The 22,573-nt window shown below is 62.5% G+C and carries 19 protein-coding genes and 2 pseudogenes; 10 read left to right on the forward strand and 11 right to left on the reverse strand.

Annotated elements, in window-relative coordinates:
- Positions 1-108 precede the first annotated feature (108 nt).
- Together HB778_RS10270 and HB778_RS10275 are read left to right on the forward strand one after the other, a co-directional pair.
- Positions 109-789: a queuosine precursor transporter gene (locus HB778_RS10270; protein ID WP_183463549.1), complete on the forward strand. Its 681-nt coding sequence runs from the start codon at positions 109-111 to the stop codon at positions 787-789.
- Between the two features lie 3 nt (positions 790-792).
- Positions 793-1,474, forward strand: a pseudogene (locus HB778_RS10275) (hypothetical protein).
- A gap of 22 nt (positions 1,475-1,496) precedes the next feature.
- Here the strand turns inward: HB778_RS10275 and HB778_RS10280 are convergent.
- The 6 genes from HB778_RS10280 to HB778_RS10305 form a co-directional block, all read right to left on the reverse strand.
- Positions 1,497-1,982 carry an SRPBCC family protein gene (locus HB778_RS10280; protein ID WP_183463551.1) on the reverse strand — a complete coding sequence of 162 codons (486 nt, stop codon included), beginning with the start codon at positions 1,980-1,982 and terminating at the stop codon, positions 1,497-1,499.
- The gene (locus HB778_RS10285; protein WP_183463554.1) at positions 1,979-2,347 is read right to left on the reverse strand and encodes an ArsR/SmtB family transcription factor; all 369 of its coding nucleotides are present in this window, start codon (positions 2,345-2,347) and stop codon (positions 1,979-1,981) included. The genes HB778_RS10280 and HB778_RS10285 overlap by 4 nt, the downstream gene beginning before the upstream one ends.
- 532 nt (positions 2,348-2,879) lie before the next feature.
- Positions 2,880-3,908 carry an esterase-like activity of phytase family protein gene (locus HB778_RS10290; protein WP_183463556.1) on the reverse strand — a complete coding sequence of 343 codons (1,029 nt, stop codon included), beginning with the start codon at positions 3,906-3,908 and terminating at the stop codon, positions 2,880-2,882.
- A complete protein-coding gene (gene cobT / locus HB778_RS10295; RefSeq protein ID WP_183463562.1) occupies positions 3,905-5,803 on the reverse strand; it encodes a cobaltochelatase subunit CobT in 1,899 nt (632 codons plus the stop codon). Before cobT ends, HB778_RS10290 begins: the two co-directional genes overlap by 4 nt.
- Positions 5,804-5,814: 11 nt before the next feature.
- Positions 5,815-6,801, reverse strand: a complete 987-nt coding sequence (gene cobS, locus HB778_RS10300; protein WP_095204006.1) for a cobaltochelatase subunit CobS — start codon at positions 6,799-6,801, stop codon at positions 5,815-5,817.
- 123 nt (positions 6,802-6,924) lie between these two features.
- Positions 6,925-7,554, reverse strand: a complete 630-nt coding sequence (locus HB778_RS10305) for a J domain-containing protein (RefSeq protein WP_095204007.1) — start codon at positions 7,552-7,554, stop codon at positions 6,925-6,927.
- A 180-nt stretch (positions 7,555-7,734) separates the two neighbouring features.
- Here HB778_RS10305 and HB778_RS10310 point away from each other — a divergent pair, with 180 nt between their 5' ends.
- On the forward strand, positions 7,735-8,037 hold the full coding sequence (locus tag HB778_RS10310; RefSeq protein ID WP_096450780.1) for a BolA family protein: 303 nt from the start codon (positions 7,735-7,737) through the stop codon (positions 8,035-8,037).
- A 31-nt stretch (positions 8,038-8,068) separates the two neighbouring features.
- Here HB778_RS10310 and HB778_RS10315 read toward each other — a convergent pair whose 3' ends face one another.
- Positions 8,069-9,622 (reverse strand): acetolactate synthase large subunit, encoded by a 1,554-nt coding sequence (locus HB778_RS10315; RefSeq protein WP_183463564.1) that lies wholly within the window; start codon positions 9,620-9,622, stop codon positions 8,069-8,071.
- A 119-nt stretch (positions 9,623-9,741) separates the two neighbouring features.
- Entirely contained in the window at positions 9,742-10,548 is an 807-nt protein-coding gene (locus tag HB778_RS10320; RefSeq protein ID WP_183463566.1) for an alpha/beta hydrolase, read from the reverse strand.
- A gap of 438 nt (positions 10,549-10,986) precedes the next feature.
- On the opposite strand from HB778_RS10320, the gene HB778_RS10325 reads away from it, so the two are divergent.
- The 3 genes and pseudogenes from HB778_RS10325 to HB778_RS10335 all read left to right on the forward strand — a co-directional run bounded on the left by HB778_RS10325 (position 10,987) and on the right by HB778_RS10335 (position 15,818).
- Entirely contained in the window at positions 10,987-12,936 is a 1,950-nt protein-coding gene (locus HB778_RS10325) for a PrkA family serine protein kinase (RefSeq protein WP_183463568.1), read from the forward strand.
- Positions 12,937-12,954: 18 nt separating this feature from the next.
- Positions 12,955-14,267 (forward strand): annotated as a pseudogene (locus tag HB778_RS10330) (YeaH/YhbH family protein).
- A 9-nt stretch (positions 14,268-14,276) separates the two neighbouring features.
- Positions 14,277-15,818, forward strand: coding sequence for a SpoVR family protein (locus tag HB778_RS10335; RefSeq protein WP_183463571.1), 1,542 nt, complete (start codon positions 14,277-14,279; stop codon positions 15,816-15,818).
- A gap of 225 nt (positions 15,819-16,043) precedes the next feature.
- On the opposite strand, the gene HB778_RS10340 is transcribed toward HB778_RS10335, so the two are convergent.
- Genes HB778_RS10340 through HB778_RS10350 form a run of 3 tightly spaced genes read right to left on the reverse strand, consistent with a single transcriptional unit; the run spans position 16,044 to position 18,674 of the window.
- Positions 16,044-16,934, reverse strand: coding sequence for an HlyC/CorC family transporter (locus HB778_RS10340; RefSeq protein WP_183463572.1), 891 nt, complete (start codon positions 16,932-16,934; stop codon positions 16,044-16,046).
- Position 16,935: 1 nt separating this feature from the next.
- Positions 16,936-18,072 (reverse strand): 3-dehydroquinate synthase, encoded by a 1,137-nt coding sequence (gene aroB / locus HB778_RS10345; RefSeq protein ID WP_183463574.1) that lies wholly within the window; start codon positions 18,070-18,072, stop codon positions 16,936-16,938.
- Entirely contained in the window at positions 18,069-18,674 is a 606-nt protein-coding gene (locus HB778_RS10350) for a shikimate kinase (protein WP_183463576.1), read from the reverse strand. The genes aroB and HB778_RS10350 overlap by 4 nt, the downstream gene beginning before the upstream one ends.
- A 211-nt stretch (positions 18,675-18,885) precedes the next feature.
- Here HB778_RS10350 and HB778_RS10355 point away from each other — a divergent pair, with 211 nt between their 5' ends.
- The 4 genes from HB778_RS10355 (at position 18,886) to HB778_RS10370 (ending at position 22,571) form a co-directional block, all read left to right on the forward strand.
- Complete coding sequence (locus HB778_RS10355; RefSeq protein WP_183465052.1) at positions 18,886-19,038, forward strand: histidine kinase; 153 nt, start codon at positions 18,886-18,888, stop codon at positions 19,036-19,038.
- Between the two features lie 25 nt (positions 19,039-19,063).
- Entirely contained in the window at positions 19,064-19,981 is a 918-nt protein-coding gene (locus tag HB778_RS10360) for a site-specific tyrosine recombinase XerD (RefSeq protein ID WP_183463578.1), read from the forward strand.
- Between the two features lie 98 nt (positions 19,982-20,079).
- Positions 20,080-21,030, forward strand: coding sequence for an acetyl-CoA carboxylase carboxyltransferase subunit alpha (locus tag HB778_RS10365; RefSeq protein ID WP_183463580.1), 951 nt, complete (start codon positions 20,080-20,082; stop codon positions 21,028-21,030).
- 242 nt (positions 21,031-21,272) lie between these two features.
- Positions 21,273-22,571 (forward strand): L,D-transpeptidase family protein, encoded by a 1,299-nt coding sequence (locus HB778_RS10370; RefSeq protein ID WP_183463581.1) that lies wholly within the window; start codon positions 21,273-21,275, stop codon positions 22,569-22,571.
- Positions 22,572-22,573 lie beyond the last annotated feature (2 nt).

Genomic DNA, 22,573 nt, shown 5'->3' on the forward strand with positions numbered 1-22,573 from the left:
TTGGGCATCGGATAGATCCGCAAGGTTCGACATCCGATGCTCAACTACGAAGCGAGCACCGCCCGATGGGCATGATGCTCCGCTGGTTCCATTACCCAGGATAAAAAAATGACTTCCTTCTCGCGATATCTGCCCTTCGTGGCCGCCATGGCGCTTGTCGTCGTGGCGTCGAACATTCTCGTGCAGTTCCCGATGCAGGGCCAGATCGGTGGCCTCTCGCTGGCCGACCTGCTCACCTGGGGCGCTTTCACCTATCCCTTCTCCTTCCTGGTCACCGACCTCGCCAACCGCCGATATGGCCCCGCCGTGGCGCGCCGGATCGTCTTTGTCGGCTTCATGACGGCGGTGGTCTGTTCGATCCTCGTGCCGCCCTTCCTGTTTCGCCATGGCCTGATCGAATTCGAGACCGCCGCCGACCGGCTGGTTCGAATCGCGGCGGCGTCCGGAGCGGCGTTCCTGTCCGCGCAGCTGCTCGACGTGACGGTGTTCAACCGGCTGCGCCGGCAGAGCTGGTGGCGGGCGCCGATCGTCGGCACTCTGGTCGGATCGGTGTTCGACACCATGGTGTTCTTCACCGTCGCCTTCTCGGCCGCTTTCGCTTTTGCCGGCCCGAACGACGGCTTTGCGCTTGAGACGGCACCGCTGATGGGTGTCTTCCACGTCGACGCCATGCGCTGGGTTTCCTGGGCGCTGGGCGACCTCTCGGTGAAGCTGATCATCGCCGTGGTTGCGCTCATCCCCTACCGGCTGCTCGCCGCCCGCTGGAGCCAGCCGGCGGTGGCCGTCTAGACGATGATCCCCTGGGTCCAGCTCGATTCGGCAAAGACCGGGGATGGTGCCCAAGAACTTCGCCTGAAACGGCGCGGCAGCGAATTCTCGATCATGCTCGGCACCAACGAGCTGATGAACAGCCGCCTCAGCGGCTCCGAGCAAGCGCTGGCGAAACTGTCCTGCCAAAGGATTGCGGGCCATCGGCAGCCGAGGATCCTGATCGGCGGGCTTGGCATGGGTTTTACATTGCGCGCCGCCTTGGCCGAACTCGGCAACGATGCCGGCGTCGTTGTCGCGGAACTGGTGCCGGCGGTCGTTGCCTGGGCACGCGGCCCGATGGCGGAGGTGTTTGGCAGCTGCCTCGACGACCCCCGCGTCACCATAGAGGAGACCGATGTCGGCCAGTTGATACGGTCCGGGCCTGCGGCCTGGGACGCGATCCTGCTCGATGTCGACAATGGCCCCGAAGGCATCGTCCACAAGGGCAATGACGCCCTCTACAGCCTGGCAGGCCTCGGCGCCGCAGCGCGCCGCCCTCAAGCCGGGCGGCGTGCTGGCGGTGTGGTCCCAGGGACCGGACAGCGGCTTCACGCGGCGGCTGAAGCAGGCGGGCTTCGCGGTCGAGGAGGTCAACACGCGCGCCAACGGCAAGCGCGGCGCGCGCCATGTCATCTGGATCGCCACCAACGACTCACGGTCCTGACCGAAGCCCCGGCGGTTTCGTTCTAGTTTGACTTCTGGAGCTCCGCGGCAAGAGCCTCCAGCAGCCCGCGCGTCCCCTCCTCCCGACCCTTGGCGGAATCGACTCCATCGAAGAAGGCACCTTGTTCGGTATAGGTTAGCCTTGTGCCATCACCCGAGGGTATCAGCTCTACCGTGGTCAGTGACGCCGACATCGGCTGCGGCCCGATTGCCATCCGGTAGGAAAACACGATGCGCTGGTCCGGAACGATGTCCTGGAACTGCGCGTCGAGCCTGACCTCCGGGCCGCCGCCATAGCTGAAGCGCGACACCTCGCCGCCTCCGACCCGAAAATCGAAGCTGAATTCGGCGATAGTGAAACCATCGCCTTCGACCCGCCAGCGCCGCACCGTCGCCTTGTCGGCGAAGGCATGGAAGACACGATCCGGCGACTGCGGGTAGGTGCGCTCGATGGTGAATGTGGAGTGGATGACGGAATGCTCGTCTTTCACGGGGGCGATCTGGTTCATGTCTGGTCGTCCTTTTCCTGGTCTTGAACTTTCGGGGATGATTGGTCCGTCTCGGCCAGAATCTCGCCAAGGCGGTCGAGGTGGCGTTCCGCCGGAATGCGGCGCTCCGCAATCCAGTCGGCGAGCGGAGCGAGCCCGCCCGGTTCGATCCGGCAGGTGCGCACCCGCCCGATCTTCTCGCTGCGGATCAGTCCGCAGGCCTCCAGCACCTGCAAATGTTGCAGCACGGCGGCAAAGGTCATGCCGAACGGCTCCGCCAGCTGGCTGACGGTGGCCGGTCCACGGCTCAAGCGTTCCAGGATCTGGCGGCGGGTTGGCTCGGCGAGCGCGCGCAGGATGCTGTCGATCTTGGAATAGTCAAGCATGGACTTGAGTATTGCGCCAGCGACGCCAATTGTCAAGTCTAGACTAAAGTGTTTTGCCGAGCGTCAATCGGGTGACGGGCAGTCGACCCCCACTCCGTCTCGGCTTCGCCGAGCCACCTCTCCCCGATCGACGGGGTAGAGGAAAGGCGCGAGCTTATGCCGGCTGGCACCTTTCCTCTCCCTCCGGAGGGGGGAGAGGTGGCGCTGCGAAGCAGCGACGGAGTGGGGGAAGGCGTCCGTCAAACGCGAAGTCGCCGCAAATTAGGCACGACGCGGCGAGCGCCTAAGCTGCGGCAAGCAAGCAATCAGGCGGATCTGTGAAAGGTCGCCCTCTTCCGTCGAGCGGAGCCTCTCCAGCCTATACATGGGTAACAGTTCTCCCCTATGTGTCCTCTGCCGCGCCAAGCGGTTTGATTGACGCGGCGCTGCAAAGCAGCGACGGAGTAGGGGAAGGCGTCCGACCAAATCGAACCCGCCCCAAATCGAACCCGCCGTTGAAAGCTCAACTTCAGCTTCGCAGTTGGAGCGCCGCTCAATCCTGGTGCAGGATAAATTCCAAATAGAGGTTGCGCTGCAGGATCGAATGGTTGTCGTCGGAGACCAGCGACACCATCAGCGCGCCATCGTCGCGGGTCCAGACGTCGAGCCCTTCCATATTGTCGATCTGGTAGCCCATGTCGGCGTCCAGCAGCACCGGCCCGTCGGCGACGGCGCCTTTCTCGACACTCTCGCCATAGATGCGCCGCAGCCGCATCTTGAGGCCACCCGCCATGGTGAAACTGCGCTCCAGCAGCAAAAGGTCGCCATCCGGCAGGAAGGCGCCATCGGTGATGTCGAAATCGCCGTTGCGCTTGACGGTGAAGACACCTTTGTGCGGCCCTTCGATGATGGCGGCATAGATGTTGCCCGATTTGTCGAGGCTCTTTTCCGAGACCACACCCAGACCGCCCGCATGCTGGCCGTTGGGATTGGCATGGGTGACGGTCTCGAAGCCGCGATTCTGGCGCAACTCCCGCGCCGGCACCAGGAAATCCAGCTGCCGGTATGGCCCTTTCATGTTGGCCGGATCGATCTTGAACTGGGCGACGCGGTGGTTGCGCTCGAAACCGACCGTGGCGATGCCATCCTTGACCGCGAGGCCTTCGGCATCGACTTCCCATTTCTCGTCGATCGGCTGGCCGCTCTGGTCGACCATCTGCTGCATGCGGAAGTTCTGGATGCCCACGGGACGCCTGTCGGCATCGCGGGCCACCGTGCCGAAGAACCAATAGCCGGTGTCAGCCACGCCGATGAAATCGCTGCCCGCTTTCAGAAACCGGAAAGCCGACAGCGCGCCGAAGTCGCGCGATTTCGAGGTCATTTCCAGCCCGCCGACGAATTCGAGCGAACCGAACTGCCTGTCGGTCCGGCCAATGCGGAATTCAGTGATCGGGCGGGCCGAAACCTCGATGGGTTCAACCGGGGCCGAGCCAGCCGCACCGGCTGGCGCGGACGCCGTGCCGGCGAGCAGAGCGATGGCGGCGAAAAGTGTCTGCCGAAAGCCGCCGCGCGAAAAGATCATCCGGCGCGCCGCATGCCGCCGCGCCGCGTGTCGCGTGCGCTTTCCTCGGCAAACAGCGATGCCAGTTGCTCGGTCATGGCGCCGGCCAGTTCCTCGGCATCGACAATGGTGACGGCGCGCCTGTAATAGCGCGTAACGTCATGGCCGATGCCGATGGCCAGCAGTTCCACCGGCGAGCGCGTCTCGATCAGTTCGATGACGGCGCGCAGATGGCGCTCGAGATAGTTGCCCGGATTGACCGAAAGCGTCGAATCGTCGACCGGCGCGCCGTCCGAGATCATCATCAGGATCTTGCGCTGTTCAGGGCGGGCGATCAGGCGATTGTGCGCCCAAAGCAGCGCCTCGCCGTCGATGTTTTCCTTGAGCAGGCCTTCGCGCATCATCAGGCCGAGATTGCGCCGTGCCCGCCGCCACGGATGATCGGCGGATTTGTAGATGATGTGGCGCAGATCGTTGAGCCGGCCCGGGTTCGGAGGCTTGCCGTCCTTCAGCCATTTTTCACGCGCCTGCCCACCCTTCCACGCGCGCGTGGTGAAGCCGAGGATCTCCACCGAGACGCCGCAGCGCTCCAGCGTGCGGGCCAGAATGTCGGCGCAGGTGGCGGCGACCGTGATCGGCCGGCCGCGCATCGAGCCCGAATTATCGAGCACCAGCGTCACCACCGTGTCGCGGAATTTGGTGTCGCGTTCCTGCTTGAAGGACAGCGGCTGCATCGGATCGATGACGACGCGCACCAGGCGCGCCGGGTCGAGATAGCCCTCTTCCAGGTCGAAATCCCAGGAGCGGTTCTGCTGCGCCATCAGCCGGCGCTGCAGGCGATTGGCGAGCCGTCCTACGACGCCGGACAGATTGGCCAGTTGCTTGTCGAGAAACGCGCGCAGCCGGTCGAGCTCTTCCTCTTCGCACAATTCCTCGGCACCGACCGTCTCGTCGAAAGCCGTGGTGAAAACCTTGTAGTCGATTTCCTTCGGCAGATTGGTGAAGGGATTGTCGTTGCGCCTAGCCTCGCCGGGCGTCTCGGCATCCGCATCGTCATCGTCGGACAGATCGTCGGCTGTGGCGTCGGAGGCCTCCGTCTCGGAGGATTGCTCGTCATCGGCGGACGCCTCGGCATCCTCGGACTGCGACTGCTCGGAGCCGGAATCCTCTTCGCCGCCCTCCTCGCTCTGCTCCTCGCCTTGCGGCTGGTTGTCGTCATTGTCCTCGGAGTCTTCCGTCTCCTGGTCGTCGCCGAGTTCCTCGGCCATCTCCATGGAGGCGAGCATCTCGCGCACGACGCGGGCAAAGGCCTGCTGGTCGTCGAGCTTGGCCGACAGCCCGTCGAGGTCGGCCTTGGCCTTTTCCTCGACCCAGGGCCGCCAGAGTTCCACCAGCCGCTCGCCGCTCTTGGGCACCGGGCGCCCGGTCAGCTTCTCGCGCACCATCAGCGCCAGCGCTTCCTCGATCGGCGCGTCGGCCTTGTCCTTGACGTCGACGAGATTGGCCTTGGCGTATTTGTCCTCCAGCATCGAGCCGATATTGTCGGCGACGCCTTGCATGGCGCGGCTGCCGATCGCCTCGACGCGGGCCTGCTCGACCGCGTCATAGATGGCGCGGGCCGCCTTGCCTTCCGGCGCCAGCTTGGTGTGGATGCGCGCATCGTGGCAGGCGCGCTTCAGCGCCATGGAATCACCGAGGCCGCGGGTGATCGCGATATCGGTCTTCGATGCCTTTTTCGGCAATTCGGGCAAACGCGCGCGGCTGCCGGCAAGTGCCGGCCGATCCTTGGCGAAGCCGACTTCCATGTCCTTGTCGCCGGCAATGGCGCGCATGCAGACGGTGACGGCGCGCTTGAAGCTGTCGGCTTCAGACCCCGTCTTCGACTTGTTGCGCGTGTTGTCGCCCGGACCCGCCATCGAGGCTATGCTTAGCCCAGCACCACGTTGGCGGCGCTCTCGGGCAGATCCTCACCGAAGGCGCGCTGGTAGAACTCGGCAACCACCGAACGCTCCAGTTCGTCGCATTTGTTGAGGAAGGTCAGCCGGAACGCCATGCCGATATTGCCGAAGATCTCGGCATTCTCGGCCCAGGTGATGACGGTACGCGGGCTCATCACCGTCGACAGGTCGCCATTGATGAAGGCCGAGCGCGTCATGTCGGCGACGCGCACCATCTTGTTGACGATGTCCTTGCCCTTGTTGTCGCGATAGTGCTTGGCCTTGGCCAGCACGATGTTCACTTCATTGTCGTGCGGGAGGTAATTCAGCGTGGTGACGATCGACCAGCGGTCCATCTGCGCCTGGTTGATCTGCTGCGTGCCGTGGTAGAGGCCGGTCGTGTCGCCGAGGCCGACCGTGTTGGCGGTCGAAAACAGCCGGAACGCCGGATGCGGACGGATGACCCGGCTCTGGTCAAGCAGCGTCAGCCGACCCGAGGATTCCAGCACGCGCTGGATGACGAACATCACGTCCGGACGGCCGGCATCATACTCGTCGAAGCAGAGCGCGACATTGTGCTGGTAGGCCCAGGGCAGGATGCCGTCGCGGAATTCGGTGATCTGCAAGCCGTCCTTGACCACGATCGCGTCCTTGCCGACGAGATCGATACGGCTGACATGGCTGTCGAGATTGACGCGCACGCAGGGCCAGTTGAGGCGGGCGGCGACCTGTTCGATATGGGTCGACTTGCCGGTGCCGTGATAGCCCGACACCATGACGCGGCGGTTGTAGGCAAAGCCGGCAAGGATCGCCAGCGTCGTCGCCTTGTCGAACAAATAGTCCGGATCGACGTCAGGCACATGTTCTGATGTCACCGAATAGGCCGGCACCACCATCTTGGAGTCGAAGCCGAATTTCTCCTTCACCGACACCGTCGTGTCGGGCAGGTTGGCGATGTCGCGATCGACCTTGTTCATATCTCTCAACGTCTCCACGGGCGAAACGTCCCGTTTCGCCGGCAATCGATTTTGTTCGGGGGCGGTCTTAAAGCCTTTTCCAACCTTATGAAAGTTGGAAAACGACACAAACCATAGGGTCGCTCAGCACAGGCCCGCCTGTTTGAGCACGCGATAGGCCTGCAGCACATCGCGGAACCGGTCTTCCGAACCTCTGTCGCCACCATTCGCATCCGGATGGTGACGTTTCACCAGTTCCTTATAGCGCGCCTTGATATCCTTGCCAGTCGCCTTTGTATCAAGGCCAAGCGTTTCCAGCGCCTTGGCCTCAAGCGGCTTGGCCTTGCGCTCGCGCGCCTCGCGCGGATCCTTCGGCCCCTTGAAGAGGTCGAACGGGTCGCGCATGCGGTTGTAATAGCCGGCGCGGCCGGAGCGCATCTGCGCCATATCGGGCGACGAACGCGTCGAGGCGCCATTGACGCCCATCTTCCAGGTCGGCCGGTGGCCGGTCATCGCTTCCTTCTGGAAACGGGCGACTTCGGTGTCCGGCACGCCGGAAAAATAGTTGAAGCCCTTGTTGTACTCGCGCACATGGTCGAAGCAGAAGCGGAAATACTCGCCCTCCTTCATCCGCCCGACCGGCGCGCGATGGGTACCGGCCTCCTTGCAGCCGTCCCACTGGCAGATCGGCGAGTGCGACTTCAGCTCCGCATCCTTCTCCGGGCGGATGCGAATCTTCTCGAAATATTTGGGGTACGGCTTCATCTCACCCATTTATGGGGCGTTCGCAGATGCGAAACAAGAATTGACATTTTCGCGATCATCGCCCTAACCGCTGAATCGCGGCTTAAAGCAGGCGAATAGCGGATTTAGTTGCGCGGCAGCGGCCCCTGTGGAACCGATTTCCGGTTTTCACGCTGGTGCGCCAGCCATATGTGGTGAACGGAGACGACAATGTCCATACAGGCGACCATGGAAGACAAGCTCAACAAGGCATTTTCGCCGGAGCGGCTGGTCATCATCAACGAAAGCCATCTCCACGCCGGCCATCACCACCATGGCTCCGACCATCACGGCGCCTATGACGGCACCGGCGAGACGCATTTTCGCGTCCGCCTCGTTTCTTCCACCTTTGCCGGCATGAGCCGCATTGACCGCCACCGCGCCGTCAACGAACTGCTCGCCGACGAATTGAAAGCCGGCGTGCACGCGCTGGCGATCGAACCGGCGGCGCCTGGTGAGAAGACCCGCTGGTAGGCCGATCTGCCCCTAGCCTTTCGCGGCCCCTTCAGATCACCGCTTCGATCAGGAACGGCCCGCGCCGCGATAAGGCGCTGTCCAGCAGCACGTCGAACTGCTCGCATGTCTCGGCCCGCGCCGCTTCCACGCCCATGCCTTTGGCCAGCGACACCCAGTCTAGCGCGGGATGGTCGAGATCGAGCATGCGCCTGGCGTTCTCGCCGATCGCATTGACGCCGACATTCTTCATCTCGCCATGCAGGATCGCGTAGGTGCGGTTGGCAAAGACGATCGTCACCACGTCGAGATTTTCCCGCGCCTGTGTCCACAGCCCCTGCACCGTGTACATGCCACTGCCATCGGCCTCCAGATTGATCACCTTGCGGTCGGGACAGGCGATCGCCGCCCCGGTCGCCATCGGAATGCCGCCGCCGATCGATCCGCCAGTGCCCATCATGTAGTCATGCGGCGCGGCAAAGGCGGACAGGGCGAAGAAACGCCTGGCCGAGGTGACCGCCTCGTCGCAGACGATCGCATTGTCCGGCAGCTTGTGCGCCACCGACAGCGCGATGGCGTCGTCGGTGAGCTTGCCGCTCGGCGCAGCTTCGTCCGGGAAAGCGGTCGCAACCACCGTCCGCTGCGATGGTTTGACGCCGAGCTCATCGCGAAATGCCTCCAGCGCCGCATGCAGGTCCTGACCATGGGCGGCGAGCGTCAGCACCCGGCAGTCATCGCGGACGAGCCGTCCCGGTTTTTCCGGATAGGCGAAGAAGGCGACCGGCTCCTTGCCGCCGACCAGTACCAGCACGTCGATGTCGCTCAGCAACGCCGTTGCCGCATCGATTGGATAGGGGATGCGGGCCGGCGCGACACGCCCGCGCCCGCGTTGCATGCGGGCGATCAGGACCTCGCTGAACAGGCGGATATCGCAGGCCGTCGAGATCTGGCCGGCGATCTCGAGCGCATCGGCCCGCGCGGCTCGCCCCCGAACGATCATGCCGACACGCCCCGGAGCCGCACGGATCGCCGCGGCGGTCTCGCGTACGGCATCGACGTCGACACCCGGCGGCGGCGAAAGGACGACCTTGCCCGGCGACGCCGGGGCAGCGCCGCCCCATGCCGCATCCGCGGGCAGGATCAGCGTGGTGACGCCCGGAGGTGTGAGCGAGGCGCGGAAAGCCGCCTCCGTGGCCGGCTGGACATCTTCTGGCCCGGCGATGCGGCGAACCCAGTTGGACATCGGCGCCGCCAGGCCTTCGATGTCGCTGGTGAGCGGCGCATCAAGCGGCAGGTGGTAGGAGGCATGGTCGCCGACGATGTTGATCATCGGGCTGAACGCACGCCGGGCATTGTGCATGTTGGCCAGCCCATTGGCCAGGCCAGGGCCGGTATGCAGCAAAGTCGCGGCCGGGCGGTCGGTCATGCGCGCATAGCCGTCGGCGGCACCGGTCACCACGCCCTCGAACAGGCCGAGCACGCAACGCATCTCGGGCTTGCGGTCGAGCGCGGCGACGAAATGCATTTCGGAGGTGCCGGGATTGGCGAAGCAGACCGTCACATCATTGGCCAGCAGCACATCACAAAGGACATCAGCGCCATTCATGCAATTTTTCTCCCAATCATGAGGACCAATTGCACTCACGAATGTCCGCACGGCAATATCCCGCCGCCGCTTTTGGCATGATCCAGTTAAAGGGATAGGCGAGCGGAAGTCGGCGGGGATCAGCCGACCGTCGATTTCAGGAATGCCAGGGCTGCGGCGGTCAGCGCATCACCATCTTCGCCGAAATCGCGGTTGATCGACATATGCGTATAGGCACTGCCGTCGAACAGGGTGACTTTGGTCCCGGTGGCGCGAAGGCGCTCGGCAAAGGCTTTCGAATCCTCGCCACGGCCTGAAGCCCCGGAATAGGCGATGAAAGTCGGCGGATGCTTGCGGCCATCGACAAAGCTGGCCGGCGACAGTGCTGCCCATTGCGAAGGGTCGGAAAATACCCTTGCATAGGCCCGCACCATGCCGCCATTTTTCTCAAGTGCCGCAAGATCATAGGCCCTGGTATCGTCGAGCAGCAGCCCGGCGACGCCGGGCAGCCCGCCGCGCATGCCGGTTAACGCAATCAGGTGGCAACCGGCCGAATGGCCCATGCCGACAATGCGGTTTGGGTCGCCGCCATGCCCGGCAATGTTGGCCCTGACATAGGCATAGGCATTTTCCACGTCCCCGGCCTGGGTCGCGACATCGGCCTCCGGCAGCATGCGATAGTCGATCGAGACGAAGCAGAAGCCGTTGGCGAGCAGGAAAGCCGGCTTGGCACCCACCTGGCTGCGCTTGCCGAACTCCCAGGCCCCGCCATGGACAAAGAAGACGACAGGCAGGTTTTTCGCACCATCGGGCGCGTAGACATCGAGCTTGGCCGGACCGTAGTCGAAGGTTTTTTGCGCGGGTTGGCGCGCGCGCCACGCGGCCGATGCTCCCAATGGCAGCACCGCCGCCACCGAGGCCAGAATGAAGCTTCGTCGATCGATCATCGTGGTCTCCCGACCGTGTAGCCAACAGTGCCCGCAGGCACCGCGAGCGTCCAGTTAAGGATTGGTAGTGCTTAGCGGTCTGCCTCGGCGATCGACCATCGATGCGGACCTCAAGCTTTGGGGACTCGTCCGTTATAGAGGAGGCTGGATCAGCCGGGCTTCGTTGAACTCGCATCGGATCGCAACGCCGATTCAGGCCGCATCAATGCACTGCCCTTGTCGTTCAGCTCACGAAATCAATATCTACCCCTTGACGGCCTCATCTGGCCATCACCACTTAAGTATTTGGACAGGAATTTCAGTGACATGGGTGGGTGTCCCAGGTCTCAATGACAGACGCGCACGCTCTCCTTCATGTGAAGGAACCCTAATGCGTTGCGGCAGTTGAATATATGATGAGCCAGCCGGCAGCCAGAACGGCTCTGAGGGCAAAGTATCATGCGCGAGAATCAGTCCGACGTCTTCGATCTGTTTTCGGAGATTTATGCGAACGCGGCCCAGGAAGAAATCAGCCTCCAGCAGTATCTCCTTGCTTGCCGAGAGGACAAATCAATGTATGCCTCGGCGCCTGAACGGATGGTCGAGGCAATCGGCGAGCCGAACCTGGTCGACACCAGCAAGGATGAACGGCTCGGCCGCATTTTCTCGAACCGCACCGTTAAGATCTATCCCTCCTTCTCCGACTTCTACGGAATGGAGGAAACGATCGAGCGCATCGCCGGGTATTTCCGCTACGCGTCCCAGGGACTCGAGGAGCGCAAGCAGATCCTCTACCTCCTTGGCCCTGTCGGCGGCGGTAAATCCTCTCTGGCCGAACGGCTGAAGAAATTGATGGAGCTGCGCCCGATCTACACGCTGAAGGTCGGTAACCAGATCAGCCCGGTTTTCGAATCGCCACTTGGCCTTTTCCATCCCGATCGCATGGGCGACCTGCTGGAGGATAAATACGGCATAGCCCGACGCCGGCTGAACGGGCTCATCTCACCATGGGCGGCCAAGCGGCTCGACGAACTGTCCGGCGACATTTCCAAATTCAGCGTGGTCAAGTTGATGCCTTCGCGGCTGCGCCAGATCGGCATTGCCAAGACAGAGCCCGGCGACGAGAACAATCAGGATGTCTCGGCCCTGGTTGGCAAGGTCGACATCAGACAACTGGAAAATTTCAGCCAGTCCGATCCGGACGCCTATTCCTACAGCGGCGGACTGAACCGGACCACGCAAGGCCTGCTCGAATTCGTCGAGATGTTCAAGGCGCCTATCAAGGTCCTGCATCCGTTGCTGACGGCGACCCAGGAAGGCAGCTACAACGGCACCGAGAATTTCGGCGCCTTTCCCTATCAGGGCATCATCATTGCCCATTCCAACGAATCGGAATGGCAACAGTTCAAGAACAACAGGAACAACGAGGCCTTTCTCGACCGCATCCTCGTGGTCAAGGTGCCGTATTGCCTGCGGATCACCGAAGAGAGGCAGATCTATGAAAAGCTGCTGCGCGAGAGCGACTTGGCCACCAGCCCCTGCGCACCCGAAGTGCTGGACATTCTCAGCCGATTCACGGTCTCGACCCGCCTTGCCGAGCACGACAATTCGCCGCTCTACACCAAGATGCGCGCCTATGACGGCGAGAACCTCAAGGAGGTCGATCCCAAGGCGAAGTCGGTCCAGGAATATCGCGATACCGCCGGCGTCGACGAAGGCATGACCGGCGTCAGTACACGCTTCGCCTTCAAGATCCTGTCGCAGACATTCAACTACGACACCAAGGAGGTGGCTGCCGATCCCGTGCATCTGATCTACATCCTGGAGGAGGCGATCAAGCGCGAGCAGTTTCCAAAGGAAACGGAAGCTGCCTATCTCGACTTCATCAAGTCGGAACTGGCAACGCGCTATGCCGAGTTCATCGGCCACGAAATCCAGAAGGCCTATCTGGAATCATACAGCGAGTATGGCCAGAACCTCTTCGACCGTTACATCGCCTATGCCGATGCCTGGATTGAGGATCAGGACTACAAGGATTCCGATACGGGCCAGATTCTCAATCGCGAGGTATTGGACAAGGAATTGTCGCAGGTCGAGAAACCAGCCGGCATCGCCAATCCCAAGGACTTCCGCAATGAAGTGGTCAAATTCACGCTGCGTGCCCGGGCGCGAAACCACGGCCGCAACCCATCGTGGACAGGTTATGAGAAACTTCGCGAGGTCATCGAGAAGCGCATGTTCGGCCAGGTCGAAGACCTCTTGCCGGTGATCAGTTTCGGCTCCAAGCAGGACAGCGTCACGGAAAAGCGGCACAATGAATTCGTGCAGCGCATGGTGGAACGCGGCTACACCGAGCGGCAGGTGCGCCGGCTTGTCGACTGGTACATGCGCGTGAACAAGGCGGGTTGAGAAAGCCCGAATGGTTCCATGCCTATCTTTATCGACCGTCGCCTGAATCCGAAGGACAAAAGCCTGGGCAATCGCCAGCGCTTCGTCAGGCGCGCGCGGGAAGAGCTCAAGCGGAGCATTCGCGATCAGATCCGCATCGGCAGGATCGCAGACGTGGATGCCGAGCACGCCGTGCCCATGCCCGAAAGAGGCACGGGCGAGCCGGCCTTCAACAACGCCAGGAACGGCGGCAGGCGCCAGCACATCCTGCCGGGCAATAGGCATTTCTCCCCTGGAGACCTGATCCCCAAGCCCGGCCAGGGCGTCGGCGCCGGGGCGTCGTCCCCGGGAAACACGGCGTCTGAAGACGACTTTCGTTTCGTGCTGTCACGCGAAGAGGTGCTCGATCTTTTTTCGAGGATCTCGAACTCCCGGATATGGTCAAGCTCAACCTCAAGGAAATCCTTGCCTTCAAGCCGCGCCGGGCTGGCTTCGCCGCCACCGGTTCACCGACCAACATCAATGTTGGGCGCACGATGCGTAACAGCCACGGCCGGCGCATCGCGCTGAGGCGCCCTAAGCAGGAGGAGTTGGACGCGATCCTCGAGGAAATCGCCATGCTTGAGTTGGTGCCATCCAGCGCAGCGGCGCACCAGCGCATTGCGGCATTGCGGCAGGAGCTTGACCGGTTGGAGCGGCGGCGCAGGCGAATTGCCTTTGTCGATCCTGTCGACATCCGATTCAACCGCTTCGATCCCCAGCCTGTGCCGAACGCCAATGCCGTCATGTTCTGTCTGATGGATGTGTCCGGGTCCATGGGCGAGCGCGAAAAGGATCTGGCCAAGCGCTTCTTCGTGCTGCTGCACCTGTTCTTGAAACGGCGCTATGACCGCATCGAGATCGTCTTCATCCGCCATACCCACGAGGCGCAGGAGGTTGACGAGGAGACGTTCTTCAATTGCACGCAAAGCGGCGGTACCATCGTTTCCACCGCGCTCGAGGAAATGCATCGCATCATCAGGCAGCGATATCCGCCCAGCGAGTGGAACATCTATGCCGCCCAGGCCTCTGACGGAGACAATTCCGTCACCGATTCCGAGCGCTGCATAGCCCTGCTCGACGGGAAGCTCATGCGGCTGTGCCAGTATTTTGCCTACGTCGAGATTATCGACAAGCGCGAAGCCCATATCTTCGGCACGACCGAAAACGGGACATCGCTATGGCGTGCCTATAGCGCGATCGACCTGAAATGGTCGAACTTCCAGATGAGCCGCATCGCCACGCCCGCCGATATTTACCCGGTCTTTCGCCAGCTCTTCGGCAAACAGCCTGCTGTCCTTAAGAGAGCGTGAGAGGGGCCGATGGCCAGACAAGCCGGTAAATCCGATCTGCTTTTTTCCGGATCCGACTGGGATTTTACGAAATTGTCGCGGACCTATGACGCGATCGAGGCAATCGCGGTCGAAGAGCTTCATCTCGATACCTATCCCGTGCAGATGGAGATCATCTCCTCCCAACAGATGCTCGACGCTTACTCGTCAGTCGGTATGCCACTGATGTACCACCACTGGTCTTTCGGCAAACACTTCCTCTACCAGGACCTGCTCTATCGCAAAGGCGGGCGCGGGCTTGCCTATGAACTGGTCATCAATTCCAATCCCTGCATCGTCTATCTGATGGAGGAAAACACCATGGCCCTGCAGGCCTTGGTGACGGCTCATGCCGCGCTCGGGCATAACCATTTCTTCAAGAACAATCATTTGTTCAAGCAGTGGACGGACGCTGGGGCGATCCTCAGCTACCTGGACTTCGCCAAGAGCTACATTGCTCGTTGCGAGGAGCGGCACGGTCTCGCTACCGTCGAGGCTGTCCTCGATTCCACCCACGCGCTGATGGAACAGGGCGTGTTCCGCTATCGCCGGCCACCGAAGCTGTCGTCGGAACGGCAGCGCGAAGGGCTTCGCGAGCGTCTCGAATACGAAGAGCGCTCCTACAACGATTTGTGGCGCACGCTGCCGCCTTCGCAGCAAAGGGTCAAGGACAAGGCCCAAGACCCGGAGTGGAAGAAATCGCTCAACCTGCCCGAGGAAAACCTGCTCTATTTCCTGGAAAAGAACAGCCCGATTCTGGATCCCTGGCAGCGTGAGATCATCAGGATCGTTCGTGTCATAGCACAATATTTTTATCCGCAACGGCAAACACAGGTGATGAACGAGGGCTGCGCCACCTTCGTGCACTATACGTTGATGAACATGCTGTTCGACCGCGGCCGGATCAGCGAGGGCGCCATGCTCGAAATCCTGCGCAATCATTCCAACGTGATCTTCCAGCCGGCGTTCGACGATCCGCGCTTTTCCGGCATCAACCCCTACGCTCTCGGCCTCGACATGATGCAGGACATTCAGCGCATCTCGACCGAGCCGACGGCCGAGGATCGGGATTGGTTTCCCAACATCGCCGGCCGCGGAAACTGGCGCGAGGTCCTGCTCGACGCATGGGCAGAGCACCGCGACGAGTCCTTCATCCGCCAATACCTCAGCCCGGCCCTGATCCGGAAGTGGCGGTTTTTTGTGCTCGGTGACGTTGCCGACCAACCGCATTTTCAGGTTGCCTCGATCCACAACGAGCGCGGCTATGAAAAGATACGCGCCGCGCTTGCTCACAGCTACGATGTCGGCGCGAACCGACCGGACATTCAGGTGGTGGATGTCGATCTGCTCGGCGACCGGCATTTGCGACTGCAGCACAAGGTGAATCACGGCATCCTTCTCGAGGATGCCAGCCGTGACGCCACGCTTCGTCACATCCGGAGGCTTTGGGGTTATGAGGTCAGTTTGGCGGCTGTCGACGCTGAGACGGGGCTGACGATCCACGAACGCTCGACGAGCCAGATCGCAGAATGAGGCTCGGTGGTTGCGCTGGTCCTCACGGCTCTCGGCCTGACGCATGTCGCCCAAAAGTGCGCAGCGGCGGGACAAACGACAGGCATAAAAACAAGGGCTTTAGAACAATTCCAGGAAAAGTGTGAAACGGTTTTCCCGGGAAAAGCGCATAGCGCTTTCCCTTGGGAATTGCGTCAAAACAAAGAGTTAGAGCGGTTCGCCGTTTCCGTGAAACGGTGAACTGCTCTAAGCGTCGCCGGCCGGCCTGATCCTCAACCGGGCAATGCGGTTCTTGTCGCGCTTCATAACGATGAAGCGCTTGCCGTGGAAGGTGAAGGCCTGCTTCTCATCGGGGATCGACTGCGCCTCGTGGATGACGAGGCCGGCAATCGTGGTCGCTTCCTCGTCCGGCAGGTTCCAGTCTAGCGCCCGGTTCAGGTCGCGGATCGGCACATTGCCGTCGACGACGACGGAGCCGTCGGCCTCCTGCTTGACGCCCTGGATATCGACGTCGTGCTCATCGGCGATTTCGCCGACGATCTCCTCGATTATGTCCTCCAGCGTCACCAGCCCTTCGACCTCGCCATATTCGTCGACGACGACGGCGAAATGCGCCTTGCGGCGCAAAAAGGCGTTGAGCTGCTCCTGCAAGGTCGTGGTGTCGGGCACGAACCATGGTTTCGAGGCGATCTTCATCACATCGATCTTGGAAAAATCATTGCCGACTTCGTTCAACGCACGCAGCAGATCCTTGGCGTGCAGCACGCCGACAATATTGTCGAGCGAGCCCTTCCACAGCGGCATGCGCGTGTGCGGGCTCTGCAGGATCTCGCGCACCACCGCTTCCGGCGCATTGTCGGCATTGACCGAGCGCATATTGGTGCGGTGGACCATGATATCGGAGACTTCGAGTTCTTCGAGGTCGAACAGGCCGCCGATGCGGTCGCGGTCCTCGCGCACCACCTGGCCGTCGCGGCGGAAATCGTCGACCGCGCCGCGCAATTCGTCCTGGCTCGAGCGCTGCGGCTCGATGCGCGACAGCTCGTAGCCGAACATGGCGAGAAGGCGCGTGCGCACGGCAATGACCAGCAGGATGAGGATGGCAAGGACGGCGACGATGACCCAGCCGTTGTCCATCTCAGCCGGCTTTCCGGCTGGCTGGATGGTTTTCCCTCAGGAACGACAGCACTTCCGAGGCCGGAACGTCCTTGGCAATGAAGGCCTGGCCGATGCCGCGCGTCAGGATGAAGGTCAGCGCGCCGCGCGACACCTTCTTGTCTTGGGTTATGAAGGAAAGCAGCGCTTCGGCATCGGGCAGATCACCCGGAATGTCGGCCATCCGCCAGGGCAGGCCGACGGCGCGCAGATGCGTCTCGACGCGCGCCGCGTCGTCGGGGCTGGCCAGATTGAGTCGCGAGGAGAAGCGATGCGCCAGCGCCATGCCGATCGCGACCCCCTCGCCATGGACGAGCCGGGCTCCGTCATACTGCGTGGCGGCTTCGAGCGCGTGGCCGAATGTATGGCCGAGATTGAGAAGCGCGCGGTCCCCGGTCTCGAACTCGTCGCGGGCGACGACATCGGCCTTGGCGCGGCAGGCCTCGGCAATCGCCTCTCCCCTCTCCGGCCCGCCGGCGAACACCTTCTCCCAGTTCGCTTCCAGCCATGCGAAAAGTTCCGGCCGGTCGATCAGCCCGTATTTGGCGAGCTCGGCATAGCCGGCGCGGAATTCGCGGATCGGCAGCGTGTCCAGCACTTCCGTATCGGCCAGCACCAGCCTAGGCTGCAGGAAGACGCCGACCAGGTTCTTGCCGCGCGGGCTGTTGATGCCGGTCTTGCCGCCGACGGAGGAATCGACCTGTGCCAGCAGCGAGGTCGGGATCTGCACGAAATTCATGCCGCGCCGCACAATGCCGGCGGCAAAACCGGTGAGATCGCCGATGACGCCACCGCCCAGCGCGATGACGACGTCGCCGCGCTCCAGCCTGGCGGCCAGCACGCCGTCGACCACCTCTTCAAGATGGGCAAAGCTCTTGGTCTTCTCGCCGGGCGGCATCGTGATGACGGTGGGCTGGATACCGCCCTTCTCAAGCCCTGCTTTCAGCGTATCGAGATGCGCTGCCGCAACATTCTCGTCGGTGACGACAGCCGCGCGCGTGCCCGGCAACCGGCGCGAAATTTCCTCACCCGCGCGTGACAGTAGTCCTGAACCGATCAATATGTCGTAGGCCCGGTCGCCAAGGCCGACTTCGACGGTGACGGGCTGATCCGCGCTCACGATTCCACCTCGCCCGTCGCCGCGATTTCATCGATGCCGAAATGCCGGCACAGCGCATCCAGCACCTCGGCGGCGATGACCTCCTTGCGGTCGTCGCGGGTCAGCACGGTGACATTCGATGTGGCATAGACCGGATAGCGCTCGCCCATCAGCCGCTCCAGCACGGCGCGGGGGTCGGCGCTCTTCAGCAGCGGCCGGTTCTGCTTCTTGGAGACTCGTTCCATCAGAAGGTCGAGTTCGGCCTTCAGCCACACCGACACACCATGCGCGGCGATGGCCTCGCGCGTCTGCGCGTTCATGAAGGCGCCGCCGCCGGTCGACAGCACCTGCGGACCGTTCTCCAGCACGCGCAGGATGACGCGTTGTTCCAGGCCCCTGAACTCGGTCTCGCCATAGCGCTCGAACAGTTCCGGCACGGTCATGCGCGAGACGCTCTCGATCTCCTGGTCGCTGTCGATGAAAGGCAGCGAAAGCATGGTCGCCACCTTGCGGCCGATCGCCGTCTTGCCGGCGCCCATCAGGCCGACAAAGACGATGGACCGGCTGCCCAGCCGGCCAAGCAGCGCTGAGTGGGTCTCGCCTGGAGGATTTGCCTGGGTCATCAGCTGTTTCTTGGGCCCTCTTTGCCGGCGTATCGACATGAAAAGCCCGTTTGCGTCAAGCGTGCCGAGCATAGGCAAGCCTATATCGGCCGGGGGACGCCTGCATCAGAAGTTGCTAACAGGCCTCCGCTTCTTCCTTGAATTGGCCGGATTGGCGTCCCATAAGGGCACAGGGTTTGGAAACGCAGAACAAGAAGACGAGCGAAAATTGATGCCGACACTGTTTCGCTTTGTCGTGACCCTCGCGATTCTGGCCGGCATTGCCTATGGTACGATGTTCGCGCTGGTAATGTTCGTCGAGCCGAAAAAAGCGGAGATGAGCGTGCGTGTCCCGCCGGAAAAGCTGAACCCCAAGAAGAACTGACTCCAAGAAAAACTGATCCTCAAGGATGAACAGCGCCGCCCGCATCGAGGCCTTCCTGGAAATGATGAGCGCCGAGCGCGGCGCCGCCGAAAACACGCTGTCCTCCTACCGCCGCGACCTCGAAGACGCTTCGAGCGAGATCGATGGCGGGCTTGCCGGTGCCGCCGCCGCCGATATCCGCGCCTATCTCGACGATGTCGCCGCGCGCGGCTTCGCGCCGACCTCGCAGGCGCGTAAACTGTCGGCGATCCGCCAGTTCTTTAAGTTCCTTTACGCCGAGGGCCTGCGCGGCGACGACCCGACCGGCACGCTGGACAGCCCGAAAAAGGGCCGTCCGCTGCCCAAGACGATGAGCGAGGCCGATACCGGCCGGCTGATCGACCGCGCCGCAGTCGAGGCCGGCGACGCCGGTCTCGGCCACAGCGACAGGCTGGCCGCCCTGCGTCTGCACGCACTGGTCGAGGTGCTCTACGCTACCGGCCTGCGCGTTTCCGAACTGGTCGGCCTGCCGGTGACGGTGGCGCAGCGCGACGACCGTTTCTTCATGGTGCGCGGCAAGGGCGACAAGGAGCGCATGGTGCCGCTGTCGGCCAAGGCGCGCACGGCGATGCGCGCCTGGCTTGCCGCTCGGGCCGGGGTGCCCACCTTCGCCGACAGCCCGTTCCTGTTTCCGGCGGCATCCGATAGCGGCTATCTCTCGCGCCAGGTCTTTGCCCGCGACCTGAAAGGCCTGGCGGCGCGCGCCGGCATCGCCTCGGCCAAGATATCGCCGCATGTGCTGCGCCATGCTTTCGCCAGCCATCTCCTGCAGAACGGTGCCGATCTCAGGGCCGTGCAGCAGTTGCTCGGCCATGCCGACATATCGACGACACAGATTTACACCCATGTGCTGGAGGAGCGGCTGGTGCGGCTGGTCAACGATCATCATCCGCTTGCCGACTAGGCCTCATATCGCTATGTGAGGACGACATTTCACCGCCCGGCGCCTTGGTTTCAACGGTTCCGCAGTCCTTGCCTTCCGACGTATCGGTCCGCTCAAGCATGTACAATTACCTCGATTTCGAAAAGCCGGTGCAAGATCTTGAGCTCAAGATCCTCGAGCTCAAGAAGCTTGCCGAGAACGGCGAGGCGGTCGATGTCGCCGATGAGATCACCAGGCTCGAGAAGCGTTCGCGCGACGCGCTGCGCGAGCTCTACAAGGCGCTGACGCCCTGGCAGAAGGTGCAGGTGGCGCGCCATTCCGACAGGCCGCACTGCGTTGACTACATCAAGGGCCTGTTCAGCGATTTCACGCCGCTTGCCGGCGACCGCAATTTCGGAGAGGACCAGGCGATCGTCGGCGGTTTCGCCCGTTTCCGCGGCGAGCCTATCGCGATCATCGGTCAGGAAAAGGGCTCGGACACGACCAGCCGCCTGAAGCACAATTTCGGCTCCGTGCGTCCCGAGGGATATCGCAAGGCGGTGCGGCTGATGGAACTGGCCGACCGCTTCAAGATTCCACTGTTGACGCTGGTCGACACGGCGGGCGCCTATCCTGGCGTCGGCGCCGAGGAGCGCGGCCAGGCCGAAGCCATCGCCCGTTCGACCTCGGCATGCCTTGGGCTGAAAGTGCCGTCGATCTCGGTGGTCATCGGCGAAGGCGGTTCGGGCGGCGCTATCGCCATCGCCACCGCCAACCGCGTCTACATGCTCGAACACGCCATCTATTCGGTGATTTCGCCGGAGGGTGCGGCGTCGATCCTGTGGCGCGACACCACGCGTTCCAAGGACGCGGCGACCAATATGAAGATCACCGCGCAGGATCTTCTGGAACTGAAGATCATCGACGCCATCATCCCCGAGCCGATGGGCGGCGCCCAGCGCGCGCCCGAAACGGTGATTGCCGCGACCGGCGACCTCATTGCCAAGACGATGAAGGAATTTGCCGGCGCCAACACCGACTTCCGCGAACAGCGCCGCGAGAAATATCTGGCGATGGGCCGCAGCCTCTGATTGCCCTCTGACGGCGGAACAAGGCCATCGGAAGCGACGCGCCCATAGCAATGTGGCGACAATGAGCAATTTCGCCACAAAAATGCCGCCGCATTCGGGTCAATGAAATTGCCGCCAGCGGTTGGTCGAAGCTTGTGGTAAGGAATTTTCAAGGTTAACGGGCTTACGGTCCGTCGGTGTTCAGCATACGGGCTCGGCCGTTTCGAAGCCATTGGCCCGAGGGAAAAGACATAGCCGTATCCATGTTTGCCAAGCTCGCCCGCACCGGAGTCCTCATCACCTCGATAGCCATTGCTGGCTGCAATGATTCGTCGATGAAGGACTTTGCCCCGGAAGCCAACAAGCCGCTGCCCGACAAGATCCTGGCCGACATGAAGGCCAAGGGCATGATCCGCACCTCCTCGGTGATGGCCCGCATCTTCAAGGAAGAGGGCAAGCTCGAGATCTGGAAGGCCAAGACCAACGGCCGCTACGACATGGTGGCGAGCTACGACATCTGCAAATGGTCGGGCAAGCTCGGGCCGAAATACACCGAAGGCGACCGCCAGGCGCCGGAGGGCTTCTATACGGTGCGGCCGTCGCAGATGAACCCGCGCTCGAATTACCATCTGTCCTTCAACATCGGTTTTCCCAACGCCTATGACCGCGCCAATGGCCGCACCGGCCAGAATCTGATGGTGCACGGCGCCTGTTCGTCTTCGGGCTGCTATTCGATGACCGACGCGCAGATCGAGCAGATCTATGCCTTCGGCCGCGACGCCTTCCAGGGCGGGCAGACCGAGTTCCAGGTCGAGGCCTTTCCGTTCCGCATGACCGCCGCCAACATGGCGCGCTACCGCAACGACCCGAATTATGAATTCTGGAAGATGCTGAAGGTCGGCTACGACAATTTCGAGATCACCAAGGTGCCGCCGAAGGTCGATGTCTGCGAGAAGCGCTATGTCTTCAATCAGGTTGCCGCCGACGGCCAGACCTTCGATCCGACCGGGCCGTGCCCGACGACCACGCAGCCGGACTCGCTGAAGAGCGCCTACAACGCCTATCAGAGCACCTACGACGCCGCGTACAACGGCGCGCTCAAGGCCAGCGTGCCGCCACCTAAGCCGACCATTGCCGGCATCAAGGAAGCCAGCATCGTCTCCGACTGGTCGAAGCGGCGGGCGCGCGGCGAGCGCGTGCCGATCGATCCGCCGTCGCTCAACAACGACGGCACAGTGACCGAGACGGCGCGCATGGGCCGCATCGATTCACCGGCTGGCCGCAAGATGGCGGCACTCGACGCCGAAAAGGCAGCCAAGCAGAAGGCCGAGGAGCAGAGGCTCGCCGCCATAGAGGCCGCCAAGCAAGCCAAGGAAGCCGCCAAGGCACAGGCGCTCGCCGAAAAGGAGGCGGCTAAGGCCGCCAAGGAAGCCCCAGTCGCCACCGCCACCATCGCCACCCCGACCGAGGCCGCGCCGGCAGCCGAAACACAAGCCGCCGACGCCGGCGAAGGCACGGTGGCAAAGCTGAAGAACAAGCTGCTCGGCATGTTCGGCGGCTGAGC

The sequence above is a fragment of the Mesorhizobium huakuii genome (genome assembly GCF_014189455.1).
GTDB classification, from domain to species: Bacteria; Pseudomonadota; Alphaproteobacteria; order Rhizobiales; family Rhizobiaceae; genus Mesorhizobium; species Mesorhizobium huakuii_A.

Bases quoted from the DNA above. Each gene is read 5' to 3' on its own strand.
- HB778_RS10270 (WP_183463549.1), top strand. From the start codon at position 109: ATGACTTCCTTCTCGCGATATCTGCCCTTCGTGGCCGCCATGGCGCTT.
- HB778_RS10280 (WP_183463551.1), bottom strand. From the start codon at position 1,982: ATGAACCAGATCGCCCCCGTGAAAGACGAGCATTCCGTCATCCACTCC.
- HB778_RS10285 (WP_183463554.1), bottom strand. From the start codon at position 2,347: ATGCTTGACTATTCCAAGATCGACAGCATCCTGCGCGCGCTCGCCGAG.
- HB778_RS10290 (WP_183463556.1), bottom strand. From the start codon at position 3,908: ATGATCTTTTCGCGCGGCGGCTTTCGGCAGACACTTTTCGCCGCCATC.
- cobT (WP_183463562.1), bottom strand. From the start codon at position 5,803: ATGGCGGGTCCGGGCGACAACACGCGCAACAAGTCGAAGACGGGGTCT.
- cobS (WP_095204006.1), bottom strand. From the start codon at position 6,801: ATGAACAAGGTCGATCGCGACATCGCCAACCTGCCCGACACGACGGTG.
- HB778_RS10305 (WP_095204007.1), bottom strand. From the start codon at position 7,554: ATGGGTGAGATGAAGCCGTACCCCAAATATTTCGAGAAGATTCGCATC.
- HB778_RS10310 (WP_096450780.1), top strand. From the start codon at position 7,735: ATGTCCATACAGGCGACCATGGAAGACAAGCTCAACAAGGCATTTTCG.
- HB778_RS10315 (WP_183463564.1), bottom strand. From the start codon at position 9,622: ATGAATGGCGCTGATGTCCTTTGTGATGTGCTGCTGGCCAATGATGTG.
- HB778_RS10320 (WP_183463566.1), bottom strand. From the start codon at position 10,548: ATGATCGATCGACGAAGCTTCATTCTGGCCTCGGTGGCGGCGGTGCTG.
- HB778_RS10325 (WP_183463568.1), top strand. From the start codon at position 10,987: ATGCGCGAGAATCAGTCCGACGTCTTCGATCTGTTTTCGGAGATTTAT.
- HB778_RS10335 (WP_183463571.1), top strand. From the start codon at position 14,277: ATGGCCAGACAAGCCGGTAAATCCGATCTGCTTTTTTCCGGATCCGAC.
- HB778_RS10340 (WP_183463572.1), bottom strand. From the start codon at position 16,934: ATGGACAACGGCTGGGTCATCGTCGCCGTCCTTGCCATCCTCATCCTG.
- HB778_RS10350 (WP_183463576.1), bottom strand. From the start codon at position 18,674: ATGACCCAGGCAAATCCTCCAGGCGAGACCCACTCAGCGCTGCTTGGC.
- HB778_RS10355 (WP_183465052.1), top strand. From the start codon at position 18,886: ATGCCGACACTGTTTCGCTTTGTCGTGACCCTCGCGATTCTGGCCGGC.
- HB778_RS10360 (WP_183463578.1), top strand. From the start codon at position 19,064: ATGAACAGCGCCGCCCGCATCGAGGCCTTCCTGGAAATGATGAGCGCC.
- HB778_RS10365 (WP_183463580.1), top strand. From the start codon at position 20,080: ATGTACAATTACCTCGATTTCGAAAAGCCGGTGCAAGATCTTGAGCTC.
- HB778_RS10370 (WP_183463581.1), top strand. From the start codon at position 21,273: ATGTTTGCCAAGCTCGCCCGCACCGGAGTCCTCATCACCTCGATAGCC.